Source organism: Streptomyces sp. NPDC088730 (assembly GCF_044751215.1).
GTDB lineage: Bacteria > Actinomycetota > Actinomycetes > Streptomycetales > Streptomycetaceae > Streptomyces.
Genome location: NZ_JBIVLK010000009.1, coordinates 174,133 through 190,109 on the forward strand (window position 1 = coordinate 174,133; position 15,977 = coordinate 190,109).

Sequence of the window (15,977 nt, forward strand, 5' to 3'; positions counted from 1 at the left end):
GAGGGCGGGCACCGGCGGGTTACTCGGTGTCCCGCCGCCGGCGCAGGCGCTCGAACTCGGTGACGTCCGGCAGCCAGGGACCGTGGTGTCCGAGCGCGGCGCAGCCGCCGCGGACGAAGGCGCTCACCAGGTTCCGGTACCCGCCGATCCCGTCGACCAGGCTGTACTCGACCCGGTACTCCGGATCCGGTCCGTCGACTGCTCCCTCGCGCACGGTCGTGACCCGGGCGATGGAGTCCGCGTAGAAGTGGAGCTGGATCCCTTCGCCCATCGCCTCGTCCTCGATGGTGAACACCTCGTTGTCCGCGGCGGAGCGATCGCCGACGAACTCCCAGAACTCCGCGGTGGCCGTGCGGGGACCGTCCGGGAGCCACTTCTTCCCGACGCCCTTGCCGTCGGTGAACGACAGGGCCCTCCTCCTCGCAGCCGCGCCGGAATGGGCGTGGTCGCCGGCGGTCTCCGCGTCGTCCTCCAGGGGTGAACTCCTGGAGCGGTCCGCGGCCTCCGAGCACATCAGGAAGCCCACGGTTCGCACCGCCTCATCGACGAGCTCAGGGTGTGCACGGCGCACGGCCGCGTCGACCGCCGTTGCCATCCGCTCCCAGTCCTGTTTGTCCGTGGCGCGTCTTCCGCGCCGGGGGTCACGGCCGATCCGCATCCCGGCGGCTGCCTGTTCCGCGGTGGCGATCACACGTATGACTTCGGGCAGCAGAGCGGGGTCGACCGCGTCGGGCATCCGTCCGGGAACCGTAGCGCCGTGCAGGTACTGGCCCGTGTACTTGAGCAGCGCGGTGTCGAGGGGGCGGAGTGCCGCTCCGCGCTCGGTGCGGCGGCGGTTCGCGCGGTACTCCTGAGCCCGTTTCTCGTTGGGCGTCTCTGTCGCGGCGCGCATCGCCGCGCAGACCTGGCCCCGTTCCAGCAGATTGATGTCGGCCCCATGGGCGATGAGCCGACGCCTGTCCCACGGGATGCGCCGGAAGAGCGCGTCGACGTCCGCGGGCGTAGCGAGGAGGACCGGGTCCAGGAGCGTGATGGCGGCGTTCTCATCGAGCCGGCCCCGGGTTCCGGCGGCGTCGCACAGTGGGAGGACCGCACTCCACAGCAGGAGGTGTCTGGCCAGGTCCTCCTGGATCACCCCGAGATGGGCCTCCCTGATGGCGAACGTGAACGTGCGGGGCTCATGGTTGGCGTCGGCCCCGGCACCGAGCATCAGCTTCAGCTCACCGTCCTCGCGGATCACATTCGGTATCCAGCCGCTCTGCCGCGTGAAAACGATGTCTCTCATGGCCTCAGTCTTCCCCAGCGACGAGGTCGTCGAGCCGTCAGACGGCGCTTCCCACCGGGGTCCCGGTGGCATCAGTGACGGGGACGGTGCCGGTTTCCCCGGCGACCGCGGCCTTCGGCGCCACCCCGATTCCGAGCTTCTCAAGGATCTTCTTCTCGATCTCGTCGGTGAGGCCGGGGTTGTTCCTGAGGAAGGTACGGGCGTTCTCCTTGCCCTGGCCGAGCTGGCCGCCTTCGTACGTGTACCAGGCGCCGGCCTTCTGCACGAACGCATGCTCCACGCCCATGTCGATCAGGCCGCCCTCGCGGCTGATGCCCTGGCCGTAGAGGATGTCGAACTCGGCCTGCTTGAAGGGCGGTGCGACTTTGTTCTTGACGACCTTGACGCGGGTGCGGTTGCCGACCGCGTCGGTGCCGTCCTTCAGCGTCTCGATGCGCCGGATGTCGAGGCGCACCGAGGCGTAGAACTTGAGCGCGCGGCCACCGGTGGTGGTCTCCGGCGAGCCGAACATCACGCCGATCTTCTCGCGCAGCTGGTTGATGAAGATCGCCGTGGTCCGCGTCTGGCTGAGCGCGCTGGTGATCTTACGGAGCGCCTGGCTCATCAGACGGGCCTGCAGACCCATGTGGGAGTCGCCCATGGCGCCCTCGATCTCGGCACGGGGCACCAGGGCAGCGACGGAGTCGATCACGATCAGGTCGATCGCGCCGGAGCGGATCAGGATGTCGACGATCTCCAGCGCCTGTTCACCGTTGTCCGGCTGGGACAGGATGAGGTTGTCGGTGTCGACACCGAGCTTCTTGGCGTACTCGGGGTCCAGGGCGTGCTCGGCGTCGACGAACGCCACCGTGCCGCCGGCCTTCTGCGCGTTCGCTACCGCGTGCAGCGTCAGCGTCGTCTTGCCGGACGACTCCGGCCCGTACACCTCCACCACACGGCCGCGCGGCAGACCCCCCACACCGAGCGCCACGTCCAGCGCGGTCGAACCGGTGGGGATCACCTCGATGGGCTCGTTCGGCCGCTCGCCGAGGCGCATGACCGCGCCCTTGCCGAACTTCCGCTCGATCTGCGCGAGCGCGGTGTCCAGCGCCTTCTCGTGGTCGGTTCCTGCCATGAGCTTCACCCGGTCCGATTGAGTGGCCCGCCGCACGTCGGAGAACGTGGGCGTCTGCTGCCGACAACGGACGTGTCGGAGGTTTCGAAAACGAACATCCGATCGATTTACGTGTCCAGTGAAAGGTACCAAACGGAGGGAAGCGGGACGGGTTACGCACCGGCCTCTCGTTCCCCGGACGCCGACTCGACGCATACGCTCCACGGACGGCCTCGGCCGCCTGCTGCGGCTCCTCGGGTCTGCGGATCCCCGGCTCACTCTTCGCGTGGCCTTACGGGCGCCCTGTAGGTTGGCTTGATGAGCCGCTGGAAAGAGTTGACCGGTGAAGCGTCCGGGGAGGACTACGCCGCACGATTCGCGAGCCTGGCCCGTAGCGGCAAGGACGTGCACGGTGAGGCGCGGTTCTGTGCCGCTCTCGTGCCGGTCGGAGCTCGGGTGCTGGACGCCGGCTGCGGTACCGGGCGGGTCATGATCCGGCTCGCGGAACTCGGGTACGACTGCGTCGGGGTGGATCTTGACGCGTCGATGCTGGCGGTGGCGCGGAAGCAGGCGCCGGAACTGCCCTGGTTCCAGCTCGATCTGGCCGAGTTCGATCCGGACCTCCCCGGCATCGCGGGAGGCTTCGACCTTGTCGTCGCCGCGGGCAACATCTTCCCGTTGCTCGCACCCGGCACCGAGGCGACGGTGGTGAAGCGCCTGTCCGCGGCCCTGCGCCCGGGGGGCCTGCTGGTCGCCGGCTTCGGCCTCGACGAAGCCCACCTGCCGGTGCCGCCCGGCCTCACGCTGTCGGACTACGACGACTGCTGCGCCGCCGCCGGACTCACCCTCGTCGACCACTTCGCCACCTGGAACGCCGACCCTTACGACGGCGGCGGCTATGCCGTCGGCGTGCACCGTCGATGAGGACGTGCCGCACGTCCTGATCAAGGAGTCATGCGCCGCGCGTGACACCAGACCGTCCCCTCCACCCCTCCCGCAAGGGGTGGCCGCCGCGTCACTCGGCCCCGGCTGAGCCTCCTGGGCCGACCGCCGTTCTCACTCGCCGGTTCGCCGCTCCAGGCCATCGTTCACCTTTGATTGATATCTTTCGGCTGTCGAGTGAAGGTCGATGACTCACTCGTTACCGAGAGGGGACTGAAGGTGTTGGCTAACGAGCGGCGGGAAGCGATCCTGCGCGCGGTGGAGCGCCAGGGTTCGATCACCGTGAAGGCGCTGGCGGAGGAGATGGGGGTCTCCGCCGTCACGTTGCGCCAGGACGTGCGGGAGCTGGCCGGTCAGGGGCTGCTGAACCGTGTGCACGGCGGGGCCACGGCCCTGGCGGCGGATGTTCCCGTCTCCGGTCCCGTCGAAGCACCGGCCCCGGCCCCCGCGGGGGAGAAGTACGCCGTCGGTCTGGTGGTCCCGCCGGGCGGCTACTACTACGCGGAGGTGATCCGGGGCGTCCAGAACGCGGCCCGCGCACGGGGCGTCCGCGTGGTACTGGCCGTCTCCGGGGAGTCGCTTGCGGAGAACCAGGAGCAGGTCCGCCAGCTGGTGGCCGGCGGGATCAACAGCCTGCTGCTCATGCTGCACCCGGGCCTGCGCCCGCTGGAGGAGGCCGAGCAGTGGCTGAGCACCCTCGATGTGCCGGCCGTGCTGGTGGAGCGCCGGGCCGGGCTACAGGCCGGACGGCTGGAGCAGGTGGCGTCCGACCACGCCTACGGCGCGGCCCTCGCGGTGCGCCATCTCGCCGGGCTCGGGCACGACAAGGTGGCACTCGTCGCCAGGGTCGAGAGCCCCAACACGGCTCTTCTCAGCGCCGGGCACGGCGACGCCGTGAAGGCCATGGGGCTGACGCCGGGGCCGGAGTTCCTCATCAGCACCACCGGGGACGCGGTTCCGGCCGACGCCCGTTTCGAGGAGGTGGTCAGCGCCGTGGAGTCCGGCGAGGTCCGGGCCGCGCTGGTGCACAACGACATCGATGCCATCGCCCTCGTCGGCATCCTGCGCGCACGAGGTATGCGCGTGCCGGAGGATCTGGCGCTGGTCACCTACGACGACGAGGTCGCGGAGCTGAGCGACGTGCCGCTGACCGCCGTCGCGCCCCCCAAGCAGGCGGTGGGGTCATGGGCGCTCGACCTGGCGGTGCGCCGGCTGTCCGACCCGGACACCCCGCTGGCGGAGATCCTGCTCCGCCCGGAACTGCGGGTCCGCGCGTCCTGTGGAGCCAGCCGACGGAGCGAAGCGTAGCCAAGTGATGCCAAGTGGTTTCGTTATCAAAAAACGAAATCAGATGCATTGACTCGCTGTCGTACGTAACGAATGATTGCGGTGACACCCAAGCAAACGATCGGTGGCACATCATGTTTCGTGGACGACTGACAGCACTGGTCGGCTCCGTCGCGGCAATCGGCCTTCTCGCCACGGGGTGTGGAGACTCGGACAGCGGGACCTCCACAGCGGACAAGGGCACCGGAAAGGTCACCTTCTGGTCCTTCGTCAAGGGCTCCGACGAAGTGGCGAAGGCCTTCAACCGGTCCCACCCGGACATCGAGGTGACCTTCGAGGCGGTGCCCTCGGGTCAGGAGTACTACTCCAAACTCACCAACGCCGTGAAGGCCGGCACCGCCCCGGACGCCGCGGTCGTCGAGTACCCGCAGCTGCCCGAGTTCGCCACCCAGGGCAAGCTGGAGACGCTGAGCGATCCGCTCGGGTCCCTGGTCAAGGACCATTTCCCGAAGTCCGTCCGGCAGCTGGTCGAGCTGGGGGGCCAGACGTGGGGCGTTCCCCGCGACGCGGCCCCGCTGATGCTGTACTACCGCAACGACTTCTTCAAGAGCCACAAGATCAGCGTCCCCAGGACGTGGGACGCGTACCGGAACATGACCGCGCAGGTGAGGAAGGCGGACCCGAAGGCCCGCGGCGGGGTTCTCTACACCGACAACCCGGGACTCCTGACCGCCCTCGCCTGGCAGGCCGGCTCGCAGTGGTTCGGCACGGAGAAGGACTCCTGGAAGGTCTCGCTGGACGACGCGCCCTCCCGGAAGGTCGCCGACTACTGGGGTGACCTCGCCCGGCAGGACCTCATCAGCTCGGTCAGCTCCCTCGACCCGTTCTGGACGAGCGTCCAGCAGAACCGCACCGTCGCCTACGTCTGCGCGAGCTGGTGCGCGGGGTCCCAGCAGGCGACCGTCGCCGACCAGAAGGGCAAGTGGTCGGTGGCGCCGGTGCCCACCTGGGACGGCAAACCGGCCTCCGCCATGTACGGCGGCTCCTCCTTCGTCATACCGAAGGGTGCCGAGAACAGCGCCGCCGCCGCGGAGTTCATCAAGTGGATCACCACGGACCCCGAAGGCATGAAGGCATGGGTCTCCTCCGGGACCAGCAGCATGTTCCCCGCAGATCCCGAGCTCGTGCCGGTCACCAAGGCAGCCTTCCCCACCGACTACTTCGGCGGACAGGACGTGTACGCCCTGGGCGGCAAGTCCTACGCGGCGGTCCGGAGCGGCTGGACGTGGGGCCCCGTCATGGGGACCACGAACACTGCCGTCGTCGACCAGCTCCCGAAGGTCGCCCAAGGCAAGGTGAAGCTCTTCGACGTCCTCACCGGCGCCCAGCAGGCGACCGTCCAGGACATGAAGCGACGCGGGATGAAGGTCGCCCCGTAGTTACGCGAAGCAGTTCGCGAACCCCGGTGAGCCGCTGCCCGGCCCGAAAGGCCGAGGCCGGCCCCGGCCGCCGCCCCGACGCTTCCCGCTCCCCTTTCGAGAAAGGCCCGGTATGACAACTCCGTCAGCCCGCGCCCAGCGCCGCACCGCCACGCTGCTCCTGGCCCCCTTCTCCGTCCTCTTCGCCGCCGTCACCCTCGCCCCGCTGGTCTACGCGGGCTGGATGAGCCTGTTCACCACCCACACCTCCGGTCTCGGCTTCGGCGGGACGGAAGAGGTCTTCGCCGGACTGGACAACTACGTACACGCGCTGTCGGACCCGGCGTTCCGCGGCGGATTCCTCACCATCGCCGCGTACGTCGCGATCTACATCCCGGTGATGATCGGCGGCGCGCTCGTCCTCGCCCTTCTGCTCGACTCGGCACTGACCAGGGCGCGGACCTTCTTCCAGCTGGCCCTGTTCCTCCCGCACGCGGTACCCGGTCTGATCGCGGCGCTCATCTGGGTCTACCTGTACACGCCCGGACTCAGCCCGGTGATCGACTTCCTGAACGCCGGCGGCCTCGACATCGACTTCCTGTCCGCCGACAACGCGGTCCTCTCCGCGGCGAACATCGCCGTCTGGGAGTGGATCGGGTACAACATGGTCATCTTCTACGCAGCCCTCCAGGCGGTGCCGACCGAGGCCCTGGACGCGGCGAAGATCGACGGCGCCGGCCGGATCCGTACCGCCCTGTCGATCAAGGTCCCGATGATCCGCCCGGCCATCGCCCTGGCCGTGCTGTTCACCGTCATCGGATCGGTCCAGCTCTTCACCGAACCGAAGGTCATCTACAGCGCCTCCAGCTCCATCGGCAGCAGCTGGACCCCCAACATGTTCGTCCAGACCGCCGCCTTCACCCACAACGACTTCGGACTGGCGGCAGCGGCCTCGCTGCTCATCGCGCTGTTCGCCGCGCTGCTGTCGTTCCTCGTCACCCGCTTTTCGCGCAGCAGGAGCAAGCCGTGACCAAGACCATGACACGCGTTGCCCCCGACGGCTCCTGTCCGGCTCCGGAGCGGACGGACGGGAACGGGACCGGCAGGAGCCGCCCGGAGCGGCATGGCCCCGGGAACCGGCCGTCGGTCCTGCTGTCCAGAGCCGGCGTGACCGCCATGCTGGGCCTCGCCGCCCTCTACACGCTTCTGCCGATGCTGTGGCTGCTCCTCTCGTCCACCAAGAGCCGCCAGGACCTCTTCGCCACCAACGGCTTCGCCCCGGGCAAGGACTTCGCGCTCGTCGACAACCTGACGTACCTGTTCGAGACCGACAACGGGATCTTCCTGCGCTGGCTGCTCAACACGGTCCTGTACGCCGGTGTCGGATCGCTGCTGGCGACCGTCTTCAGCGTGGCCGCCGGGTACACGTTCGACAAACTGAACTTCCCCGGCAAGGAGAAGCTCTTCTCCTTCGTTCTGCTGGGCGTGATGGTGCCCGGAACGGCGATGGCGATCCCGCTCTACCTGCTCGCTGCCAAAGCCGGACTGGTGAACTCCTTCTGGGGTGTGTTCATCCCCGGCCTCGTGTTCCCGTTCGGCGTGTACCTGGCCCGCGTCTTCAGCGCCTCGTACATCCCCAACGAGGTCCTGGAGGCCGCCCGGGTGGACGGGGCGGGCGAGTTCAGGACCTTCTGCAGGATCGGCCTGCCCATGATCGCGCCGGGCTTCGTGACCATCTTCCTCTTCCAGTTCACCCAGATCTGGAACAGCTTCTTCCTCCCCCTGGTGATGCTGTCCGACAAGCACCTCTTCCCGGTCAACCTCGGGCTGTACGTCTGGTACTCCTCCGCGCTCTCCCAGGGGCACCCACAGGACTACCTCCTGGCCATCGTCGGATCGCTGGTGTCCGTGGTCCCGCTGGTCATCCTCTTCCTGATGCTCCAGCGGTTCTGGAAGTCCGGCATGACAGCCGGCGCCGTCAAGTAGGCCATCGTCCCGAGGATCCCCATGCCATCCACCCCGCCCCGCCCGCGCGCCCTGTTCGCGATGGGCCGGCCGCACCGGGAAGCGCTCTTCCCGCCTGCCGCGACCGACCGACTGACCCGCCTCGTCGACATCGAACCGCACGTCGTCGCGGAGGACTTCGACCACGTACCCCACCTGGCAGCCGTCGAGATCCTGATCACGTCCTGGGGATGCCGCCCGCTCGACGGCGCCGTACTGGCCCGCATGCCGGCGCTGAAGGCAGTCGTGCACGCGGCGGGCAGCGTCAAGCACCATGTGACGGACGCCTGCTGGGAGCGCGGCATCCACGTCTCCACGGCGGCCGCCGCCAACGCCGTACCCGTCGCCGAATACACCCTCGCCGCGATCCTCTTCGCCAATAAGCGCGTCCTGGAGATCGGCGGGCTCTACCGCGAGCACCGGAACGCCCTGGACTGGGCGGACCGCTTCCCGGGCTTCGGTAACTACCGCAGGACGATCGGCCTGGTGGGCGCGTCCCTGGTGGGACGCCGGGTGCTGGAGCTGCTCCGGCCCCACGACTTCGACGTCCTGCTGGCCGACCCGCACCTCGACCCCGAGTCGGCCCGGTCGATGGGTGCCCGGCCGGTCGAGCTCGACGAGCTGCTGGCCGTCTCCGACGTCGTCTCGCTGCACGCACCCGCGCTGCCCGAGACGTACCACCTGCTCGACGCCCGCAGACTGTCGCTCCTGCGGGACGGCGCCACGCTCGTCAACACGGGGCGCGGCTCCCTGGTCGACACCGAGGCCCTCACCGCTGAGGCGTTGTCGGGACGCATCCACGCCGTCCTCGACGTCACGGAACCCGAAGTGCTGCCGGCGGCCTCACCGCTGTACGCGCTGCCGAACGTGCTGCTGACCCCGCACATCGCCGGATCGCTCGGCGGTGAGCTCGCGCGTATCACCCGCAGCGCCCTGGACGAGGTCGAACGCTACTGCGCAGGGCGGGAGTTCGCGCATCCCGTCAACCGGGCGGCCCTGACCACCTCGGCCTGAGTGCCCCGGCGGCCGCCGCGCCGCCCGCCCTGTGAGACCGCCGATCACCCCCTACGTCCAGAACCAGGAGCGCCAGCATGTCCCAGCCCCACCGTCTGTCGGACGTTCTCGTCTTCACCCGCACCACGGCCTACCGCCACGACTCGATCCCCGCCGGACAGGCGGCCCTGCGAGAGCTCGGGGAGGAGCACGGCTTCACCGTGGAGACCTCGGAGGACCCCTCGGTCTTCACCGGCGCCTCGCTGGCGGGGCGCGGCGCGGTGGTCTTCCTTTCCACCAGCGGAGAGGTGCTCACCCCGCAGGGGCGGCTGGCGCTGCGGCGCTGGACCTCCGAGGGCGGCGGTTTCATGGGCATCCACTCCGCCGCCTGCACCGAGTACGACTGGCCGTACTACGGGGAGTTGCTCGGCGCGCGCTTCGCCGGCCACCCGGACGTCCAGCCCGGCACCGTGCTGGTCGAGGACCGGAGCCATCCGTCGACGAGCCATCTGCCGCAGCGGTGGCACTGGAACGACGAGTGGTACGACTTCCGGAGCAACCCGCGGCGCCCCGGCGTACAGGTCCTCGCCGGCATCGACGAAGCCGGCTACGAGGGAGGCGGCATGGGCGCCGACCACCCCCTCGTGTGGTGCAAGGAGTCCGGCGCCGGCCGCTCGTTCTACACGGCGCTGGGCCATGCGGCCGCCGCCTACACCGACCCGGCCTTCCGAGGCCACCTCCTGGGCGGCCTGCGCTGGACCGCTGCCTGATCCACCCGGCCCGGGGCCACGGAACGGCCCCGGGCGCATCCTCGGAAACCCTACGAAGGAGCACTGGACATGCAGGACGGACAGATCACACGACGGCAGCTGATGCAGTGGGGGGCCGTCGGTGCGGGTGCACTGGCTGTCACCGGCCTGCCCGCGACCGACGCCCTGGCGGCGCGGCGGCCAGGGGTGCGGGTCACGGACCTCGGTCCGGGAGTGAACAACTTCTCGCTCGCCGCCGCCATTCCGGTGGGGAACAAGGCGTACATAGCCTCGCGCAACATCGATCCGACACGGATCATCGGCTTCGACTTCGGCACCGAGAAGGTCACCAGCGTCACCGAGGGGCCCGGGATCAGCACACAGCTGCTCGCCGTCGACCCGGACGGGCGGTATCTGTACTCGGCGATCAGGGAGTACGACACCGCCCCTGGTCCCGGTTTCATCCGGCTCGACCTGTCCGTGGCCGACGCGCCCAAGGAGGATCTCCACTCGATCCCCGGCCTCGATCCGTACGCGATCAGCGCGTCGCCCGACAACAAGATCTTCTTCGGCGGACGGGAGCCCCGGCCCAAGCTGCGTCAGTACGACCCGGCCACCGGTGAGCTCACCGAGATCGCGGTCCCCGATCCGGACGTCCCGATGATCCGCTGTCTGCTGGCCACCCGGGACAAGGTCTACATCGGTACCGGGGCCTCCCTCGGCGCCACTCCGGCCAGCACCAAGGCCGGCCTCTTCGTCATGGACCGCGCCACGAAGAAGATCACCTCGATCCTCCCGAAGGAGTTCGCGGGGCAGGTGGAGGTCCGTGACGTCGCTCTCTACGACGGCACGCTGTACGTGTGCTCGACCACCGCCGCCGGCGCGGCCGTCGCGATCATGGATGCCGATGCCCCGGACCGGTACACGCTCGCGCAGAGCAAGCAGTCCTTCCTCCGGCTGCCGCGCAAGCTCGGCGACACGATGTACTTCAATGGTGCCGCGCTCATCGAACTGAAGCTGAGCACCGGTAAGTTCCGCGAGATCAAGCCCGAGGAGGGCGATTTCGGAGAGATCTGGGGCCTGTGGATCCGCGACGGCAAGGTGATCGTCGTCTCGGCCTTCGGCCTGATCTTCGAGGTCGATCCGGGCACCGGCTCCGACACCTCATGGGACCTGATCGAGGCAGGCGCCCCGATCGGGCCCCAGCTGGCGATGTCGGTGGCCGCCGACACGCACAACGTGTACGTCGGCGGGACGAACTCCGTGGCGCGGCATGACCTGCGCACCGGGAAGCAGAGCAGGGTGCTGGCGACGAGCGAGGCCAAGGACATCCTGCTGCACCGGGGCACCGCCTACCTCGCCCAGTACAACGCGGTCGGGCTCCTGGCGTACAACCCGCGCACGGACGACGAGTGGACCCGCAAGCTGGCCGATCTGCCGCCGAAGCAGAACCGCCCGCACCAGATCGTCTGGGACGACCGGCACCAACTGGCGCTGATGGGGCTGCAGTCCGACTACGATCTGGGCGGATCGTTGATGACGTTCGACCCGAAGAAGGGCACTACCACGGTCGCGGTCAACCCGATCGACGACGACCAGATGATCCGTGCGGTCGTCGCGCACGACGGAGTGGCCTATCTCGGCGGTCAGAACGGCGCCTCCACCGCCGGCACGCTGGTCGCGTGGGACCCGGTCCGGAAGCGGGAGCTGTGGCGGATGACGCCGCAGGCCAAGCCCACCGGTATCACCGGTCTCACCGTGCTCGGCCACCACCTGTACGTCATGTGCTTCAAGGGCGACTTCTTCGTGATCGACCTGCGCACCCGAAAGGTGATCCACTCCGCCGACCACGGCCCGGTGGTGCCGGACTACGGGACCCTGCTGGCCGACCGCGGGTACGTGTACGGGGCGTCCAGCTCGGACTTCGTCCGCTACGACCGCAGGACGTTCGCGCGGACGGACCTGGTCACGCTCGACGCGGACTGGTACGGCATCCCGCGCGCCGCGGTGGACGAGCGTGGCAGGTTCTACGCCATCCGCGGGCGCAACCTGATCCGGATCGAGGTCGGCCGCCGCTGAGAGCGACCGGTGACGACGTACGTCCGGCGTTCCGCGCGCTGGGCGGGCCGTCGCCGCGCCTGCCGTCGCCGCGCCTGCCGTCGCCGCGCGGGCAGGCGCGGCGACGGCAGAGGCGGTCAGTGGGGCAGCCCGACAGCCCTCTCACCGCTGCGGCGTTGCTGGATGACGACGGCGATGACGAGGAGGGCGCCCTGGGCGACGTTCTGCCAGAAGGTGTTGATGCCCTGGACGGTGAGCCCGTTCTCCAGGCAGCCGAGCAGGGCGACGGCGAGCAGGGTGCCGCCGATCCCGCCCTTGCCGCCCTTGAGCGCGGCGCCGCCCAGGGCGGCGGCGGTGATGGCCTTGAGTTCGAGGCCCTCGCTGCCGGAGGTGGGCTGGCCGGAGCCGGTGCGGGCGGTCAGCAGGATGCCTGCGACGGCGGCGACGACGCCGATGAGGGCGTAGACGCAGATCAGGTACTTGTTGATGTTGATACCGGCGAGGCGGGCGGCGGTGTCGTTGCCGCCGATCGCGTACAGGTTGCGCCCGATGTCGGTGTACTTCAGCAGCAGGTGGACGATGACGGCCACCACGATCAGGATCCAGACCATGACCGGCAGACCGGCGATCTTGCCCCGGCCGAGGAAGATGAAGAAGTCGTTGTTGAGGACGTAGCCCTGGGCCCGCCCGTCGGACAGGAGCTGGGCGAGCCCCTTGTAGGCGGCGAGCCCCGCCAGGGTGGCGATCGTGGGGTTGACCCGGCCGTAGACGATCACCAGGCCGTTCAGCGCGCCGATCAGGACACCGACGCCGACGGCCGCGGCCATGCCGAGGAAGGCGTTCGAGCCCGCCGAGGTGAAGACCATGGCACTGACGACCGAGGCCACGCCCACCTGCGAGCCGACCGAGATGTCCAGACCGCCGCAGATGATGACCACGGTCTGCACGATCGCGAGCAGCCCGGTGATGGTCGCCGCTTCGGCGATGACCTGCATGTTCGACAGGCTCAGGTAGTTGTCGTTCAGGACACCGAACAGGACGAGAACGACGGCGAGCGCACCGATCAGGCTGACGTTCTGGCCGCCCAGGCCGGAAAGGAGCTTCGAGCGGCGCGGCGCGGGGCTGTCGTCGGGGGACCCCTTCACGGACGGAGAGGGGGAACTGGTGAGGGTCATGAGGAGGCTCCGGGGGCGGTGCCGACCATGTCATCGGCCATGGCGAGCTGGAGGATGGATTCTTCGGTGGCTTCACCGCGGTCGAGTTCGCCCGTGACGCGGCCGTTCTGCATCACGATCACGCGGTCCGCGAGGCCCAGGAGTTCGGGAAGCTCGGAGGAGATGACCAGCAACGCGACCCCCTCGGCCGCCAGGTCGGCGATGATCTGGTAGATCTCCGCCTTGGCACCGACGTCGATGCCGCGGGTGGGCTCGTCGAGGACCAGCACCTTCGGTTTCCGGGCCAGCCAGCGGGCCAGGACGACCTTCTGCTGGTTACCGCCCGACAGTTTGCGCACCTCGTGGTCGATCGACGGGGCCCGGACCCGGAGCCGGTCGGTGTACTCCTGCGCGAGGCGGCGTTCGGCCGGGCGCCGGACGAAGCGGAAGCGCCGCAGCCGGTCCAGCACCACGAGCGAGGTGTTGTCCTTGATGGACTGTTGCAGGAACAGGGCCTGGGCCTTGCGTTCCTCGGGCGCCAGCCCGAGACCCGCGCTGATGACCTCGCCCGGCCGGCCGCTGCGCAGCGGCGTTCCGTCGAGGGTGACCGAGCCCTCGCGGACGGGCAGGTCACCGGCGAGCGCGAGGGCCAGTTCCGAGCGGCCGGCCCCGATCAGTCCGGCGAGGCCCACGACCTCGCCCGCGTGGACCTGGAGCGAGATGTCGGTGACGTCGTCGGTGGTGAGGTTCTGGACGTCCAGGACCAGGCGGTCGGTCGCCACGTGCGGGCGTACGAACGCGGCGGACAGGTCGCGGCCGACCATCTGGCGCACGAGCTCGCCCTCGTTCGTGGCGCGGGCGTCCTGGACGCCGACCAGGCTGCCGTCGCGAAGGACGGCGATGCGGTCGGCGAGCTGGAAGATCTCCTGCATGCGGTGCGAGACGTAGACGATGGCGATGCCCTCGTCGCGCAGCCGTCGGATGAGTGTGAACAGGGCGTCCACCTCGTGCTCGGAGAGCGACGACGTCGGTTCGTCGAAGGCGATCAGCCGCGCGGTCGTGGCCCCGGTCAGCGCGCGCATGATCTCCACCAACTGGCGCTGGGCGGGCGTGAGCTGGGAGCCGAGCAGAGCGGGGTCCAGGACGTGGGCGAAGCCCAGCCGGTCCAGGTCGGCCCTGATGCGCCGGTTGAGTTCGGCCCGGTCGAGCACGCGTCCGCGCTTGCGGGGGAGGGCGCCGGCGTAGACGTTCTCCGCCACGGAGATATGGGGGATGATCTCGGGTTCCTGCGGGATGATCCGGATACCGGCGGCCCGTGCGCGGGCGGGGGAGTCGAGGGCGATGTGCTCCCCGTTCATCACCACGCTTCCCTCGGTGGGCTGGTGGTCACCGGTGAGGATCTTCAGGAGTGTGGACTTGCCGGCGCCGTTCTCACCCATCAGCGCGGTGATCTGTCCGGCCGGGAAGTCGAGTGTGACGCCGCCGAGCGCCTGCACGGTGCCGAAGCGCTTGGTGAGGCCCGACACGGCGACGGGAGTGGGGTGGGGCGCCGCCGGGCCGCCGGGGGGTTCCGGTGCGGCGGCCGGGTGCTGCGCTGGGGACATGGGTCGGTTCACCTCGATGGCAGGGTGCAGGCAAGGGCGGGAACGCGGTGGGGTCACCGGCGGGCGGCAGCGTGGCGCGGCCGCCCGCCGGGAGCACTCAGCTGCAGGTGACTCCGGCGCCCTTCCACGAGGTGCTGTCGACCATCGTGGTGGGGGCGAAGGCCTCGGCGGGGAACTTCTTGTCCTTCTTGAGCTTGTCGTACATGGTCTGGACGGCCAGGGCGCCGACGTCCTTGCCGTTGATGAAGAGGGCCGCCTTCATGCCGGTCGGCTTGTCGGACTGCCACTCCTTGCAGGCCAGATAGGCACCGAGACCGACACCGATAACGTTGTCCGGGCTGACGTCCGCATTGGCGAGCGCGGTCACGCCGCCCATGACGTTCTCGTCGTTGCAGCCCCAGACGACCCAGTTCTTCACCTTGGAGTTCGCGGTGATCGTCGCGGCGATCTTGTCCTGCGCGCCCGTGGGGGTGTTGTCGGTGGGGACGTTGATGGTCTTCACACCGGGAACGGCGGCCTGGAACGCCTTCTTGGCCCCTGCCACCCGGTCGCCGCAGACGGTGACGTCCTGCTTCCAGGCCGAGATGATGCGGGTGTCGGCGGCCTTCCAGCCGGCCTTCTTGTACTCGGCGGCGGCGCGCTTGCCGACCTCCCCGCCCATCTGGGCGCCGCTGAATCCGATCCGCGGGACGAGGTCGTCCTTGCCGCACTTGGCCGGGTCGGGCCCCGTGGCGCAGATCTGGTCGTCGGAGGTCAGCAGCGCCACCTTGCCCTCCTTGGTGGTCTGTACGACCTGCGGGCCGACGGCCGGATCCGGAACGACGATGATGACCCCGCTCGTCTTCTGCGCGATCGCCGACTGCACTTCGCTGACCGTCTTGTTGGCGTCGTTGCCCAGGTTCACCACCTTGAGGCCGATGCCGAGTTCCTTCGCCTTCGCCTTCGCGCCCGCGGCCTCACCGATGAAGTACTCCTGGTCACCCTGCTTCTGCAGATACGTGAGCGAGATCGCGCCCTTGACCTTGCCGCCCTGGTCGTCGCTGGTGGCCTCCTTGCCCGAGGAACACGCGGAGGTGAGGCCGAGGGTCAGGAGGAGACCGGCCGCGGCGGCCGCGCGGCTGGAGGTGGAACGGAACATCAGGGGCTCCTTTGTGCTGACAGCGGCCGCCGCTGCACAGACGCGCGGAGGCCGGTTCGAGGGAGACAGAGGCTGCGGGCTGAGGGTGCCTCGGTAGAGAACCGGAATCGTCGAAATCAAACACATTCAAACGTTTAACTGCATAACATAACGCGTTGCCCTCGGCGTCAAGAGGCGTGACGCGTTGAAATACGCCTGTGATGTTCGCCGGCCGAATCTGTGAACAGGCAGGAAAAAGCTCTCAGTTCGCCT

Annotated in this window: 13 protein-coding genes; 8 read left to right on the plus strand and 5 right to left on the minus strand. The window is 69.1% G+C overall.

The features are described from left to right. Positions 1-19 precede the first annotated feature (19 nt). A complete protein-coding gene (locus ACIP89_RS25900; RefSeq protein ID WP_402116995.1) occupies positions 20-1,285 on the minus strand; it encodes a DUF6357 family protein in 1,266 nt (421 codons plus the stop codon). 37 nt (positions 1,286-1,322) lie between these two features. Then, positions 1,323-2,399: a recombinase RecA gene (gene recA, locus ACIP89_RS25905; protein ID WP_401928812.1), complete on the minus strand. Its 1,077-nt coding sequence runs from the start codon at positions 2,397-2,399 to the stop codon at positions 1,323-1,325. A gap of 297 nt (positions 2,400-2,696) precedes the next feature. Here recA and ACIP89_RS25910 point away from each other — a divergent pair, with 297 nt between their 5' ends. From ACIP89_RS25910 to ACIP89_RS25945, 8 genes are all read left to right on the plus strand, one after another. After that, entirely contained in the window at positions 2,697-3,302 is a 606-nt protein-coding gene (locus tag ACIP89_RS25910) for a class I SAM-dependent methyltransferase (RefSeq protein ID WP_401928814.1), read from the plus strand. A 237-nt stretch (positions 3,303-3,539) separates the two neighbouring features. Then, a complete protein-coding gene (locus ACIP89_RS25915) occupies positions 3,540-4,628 on the plus strand; it encodes a substrate-binding domain-containing protein (RefSeq protein WP_401928816.1) in 1,089 nt (362 codons plus the stop codon). Positions 4,629-4,741: 113 nt separating this feature from the next. Beyond that, positions 4,742-6,046 (plus strand): ABC transporter substrate-binding protein, encoded by a 1,305-nt coding sequence (locus ACIP89_RS25920; RefSeq protein WP_402116997.1) that lies wholly within the window; start codon positions 4,742-4,744, stop codon positions 6,044-6,046. Positions 6,047-6,158: 112 nt separating this feature from the next. Continuing rightward, a complete protein-coding gene (locus ACIP89_RS25925) occupies positions 6,159-7,055 on the plus strand; it encodes a carbohydrate ABC transporter permease (RefSeq protein WP_401928820.1) in 897 nt (298 codons plus the stop codon). A gap of 8 nt (positions 7,056-7,063) precedes the next feature. Continuing rightward, positions 7,064-8,011, plus strand: coding sequence for a carbohydrate ABC transporter permease (locus ACIP89_RS25930; protein WP_402117076.1), 948 nt, complete (start codon positions 7,064-7,066; stop codon positions 8,009-8,011). 60 nt (positions 8,012-8,071) lie between these two features. After that, a complete protein-coding gene (locus ACIP89_RS25935) occupies positions 8,072-9,043 on the plus strand; it encodes a hydroxyacid dehydrogenase (RefSeq protein WP_402117078.1) in 972 nt (323 codons plus the stop codon). 77 nt (positions 9,044-9,120) lie between these two features. After that, positions 9,121-9,792 carry a ThuA domain-containing protein gene (locus tag ACIP89_RS25940; RefSeq protein ID WP_402116998.1) on the plus strand — a complete coding sequence of 224 codons (672 nt, stop codon included), beginning with the start codon at positions 9,121-9,123 and terminating at the stop codon, positions 9,790-9,792. A 69-nt stretch (positions 9,793-9,861) separates the two neighbouring features. Beyond that, the gene (locus ACIP89_RS25945) at positions 9,862-11,850 is read left to right on the plus strand and encodes a hypothetical protein (RefSeq protein ID WP_402117000.1); all 1,989 of its coding nucleotides are present in this window, start codon (positions 9,862-9,864) and stop codon (positions 11,848-11,850) included. Positions 11,851-11,966: 116 nt separating this feature from the next. On the opposite strand, the gene ACIP89_RS25950 is transcribed toward ACIP89_RS25945, so the two are convergent. From ACIP89_RS25950 to ACIP89_RS25960, 3 genes are all read right to left on the minus strand, one after another. Then, entirely contained in the window at positions 11,967-13,004 is a 1,038-nt protein-coding gene (locus ACIP89_RS25950; protein WP_401928826.1) for an ABC transporter permease, read from the minus strand. Beyond that, complete coding sequence (locus ACIP89_RS25955) at positions 13,001-14,587, minus strand: sugar ABC transporter ATP-binding protein (protein ID WP_401928827.1); 1,587 nt, start codon at positions 14,585-14,587, stop codon at positions 13,001-13,003. The genes ACIP89_RS25950 and ACIP89_RS25955 overlap by 4 nt, the downstream gene beginning before the upstream one ends. Positions 14,588-14,684: 97 nt before the next feature. Further along, complete coding sequence (locus tag ACIP89_RS25960) at positions 14,685-15,725, minus strand: substrate-binding domain-containing protein (RefSeq protein ID WP_401928829.1); 1,041 nt, start codon at positions 15,723-15,725, stop codon at positions 14,685-14,687. Positions 15,726-15,977 lie beyond the last annotated feature (252 nt).

Excerpts from the sequence above, each read along its gene's own strand:
- ACIP89_RS25900 (WP_402116995.1), bottom strand. The coding sequence starts at position 1,285 with ATGAGAGACATCGTTTTCACGCGGCAGAGCGGCTGGATACCGAATGTG.
- ACIP89_RS25935 (WP_402117078.1), top strand. The coding sequence starts at position 8,072 with ATGGGCCGGCCGCACCGGGAAGCGCTCTTCCCGCCTGCCGCGACCGAC.
- ACIP89_RS25920 (WP_402116997.1), top strand. The coding sequence starts at position 4,742 with ATGTTTCGTGGACGACTGACAGCACTGGTCGGCTCCGTCGCGGCAATC.
- ACIP89_RS25930 (WP_402117076.1), top strand. The coding sequence starts at position 7,064 with ATGACACGCGTTGCCCCCGACGGCTCCTGTCCGGCTCCGGAGCGGACG.
- ACIP89_RS25925 (WP_401928820.1), top strand. The coding sequence starts at position 6,159 with ATGACAACTCCGTCAGCCCGCGCCCAGCGCCGCACCGCCACGCTGCTC.
- ACIP89_RS25950 (WP_401928826.1), bottom strand. The coding sequence starts at position 13,004 with ATGACCCTCACCAGTTCCCCCTCTCCGTCCGTGAAGGGGTCCCCCGAC.
- ACIP89_RS25940 (WP_402116998.1), top strand. The coding sequence starts at position 9,121 with ATGTCCCAGCCCCACCGTCTGTCGGACGTTCTCGTCTTCACCCGCACC.
- ACIP89_RS25945 (WP_402117000.1), top strand. The coding sequence starts at position 9,862 with ATGCAGGACGGACAGATCACACGACGGCAGCTGATGCAGTGGGGGGCC.
- ACIP89_RS25960 (WP_401928829.1), bottom strand. The coding sequence starts at position 15,725 with ATGTTCCGTTCCACCTCCAGCCGCGCGGCCGCCGCGGCCGGTCTCCTC.
- ACIP89_RS25955 (WP_401928827.1), bottom strand. The coding sequence starts at position 14,587 with ATGTCCCCAGCGCAGCACCCGGCCGCCGCACCGGAACCCCCCGGCGGC.
- recA (WP_401928812.1), bottom strand. The coding sequence starts at position 2,399 with ATGGCAGGAACCGACCACGAGAAGGCGCTGGACACCGCGCTCGCGCAG.
- ACIP89_RS25910 (WP_401928814.1), top strand. The coding sequence starts at position 2,697 with ATGAGCCGCTGGAAAGAGTTGACCGGTGAAGCGTCCGGGGAGGACTAC.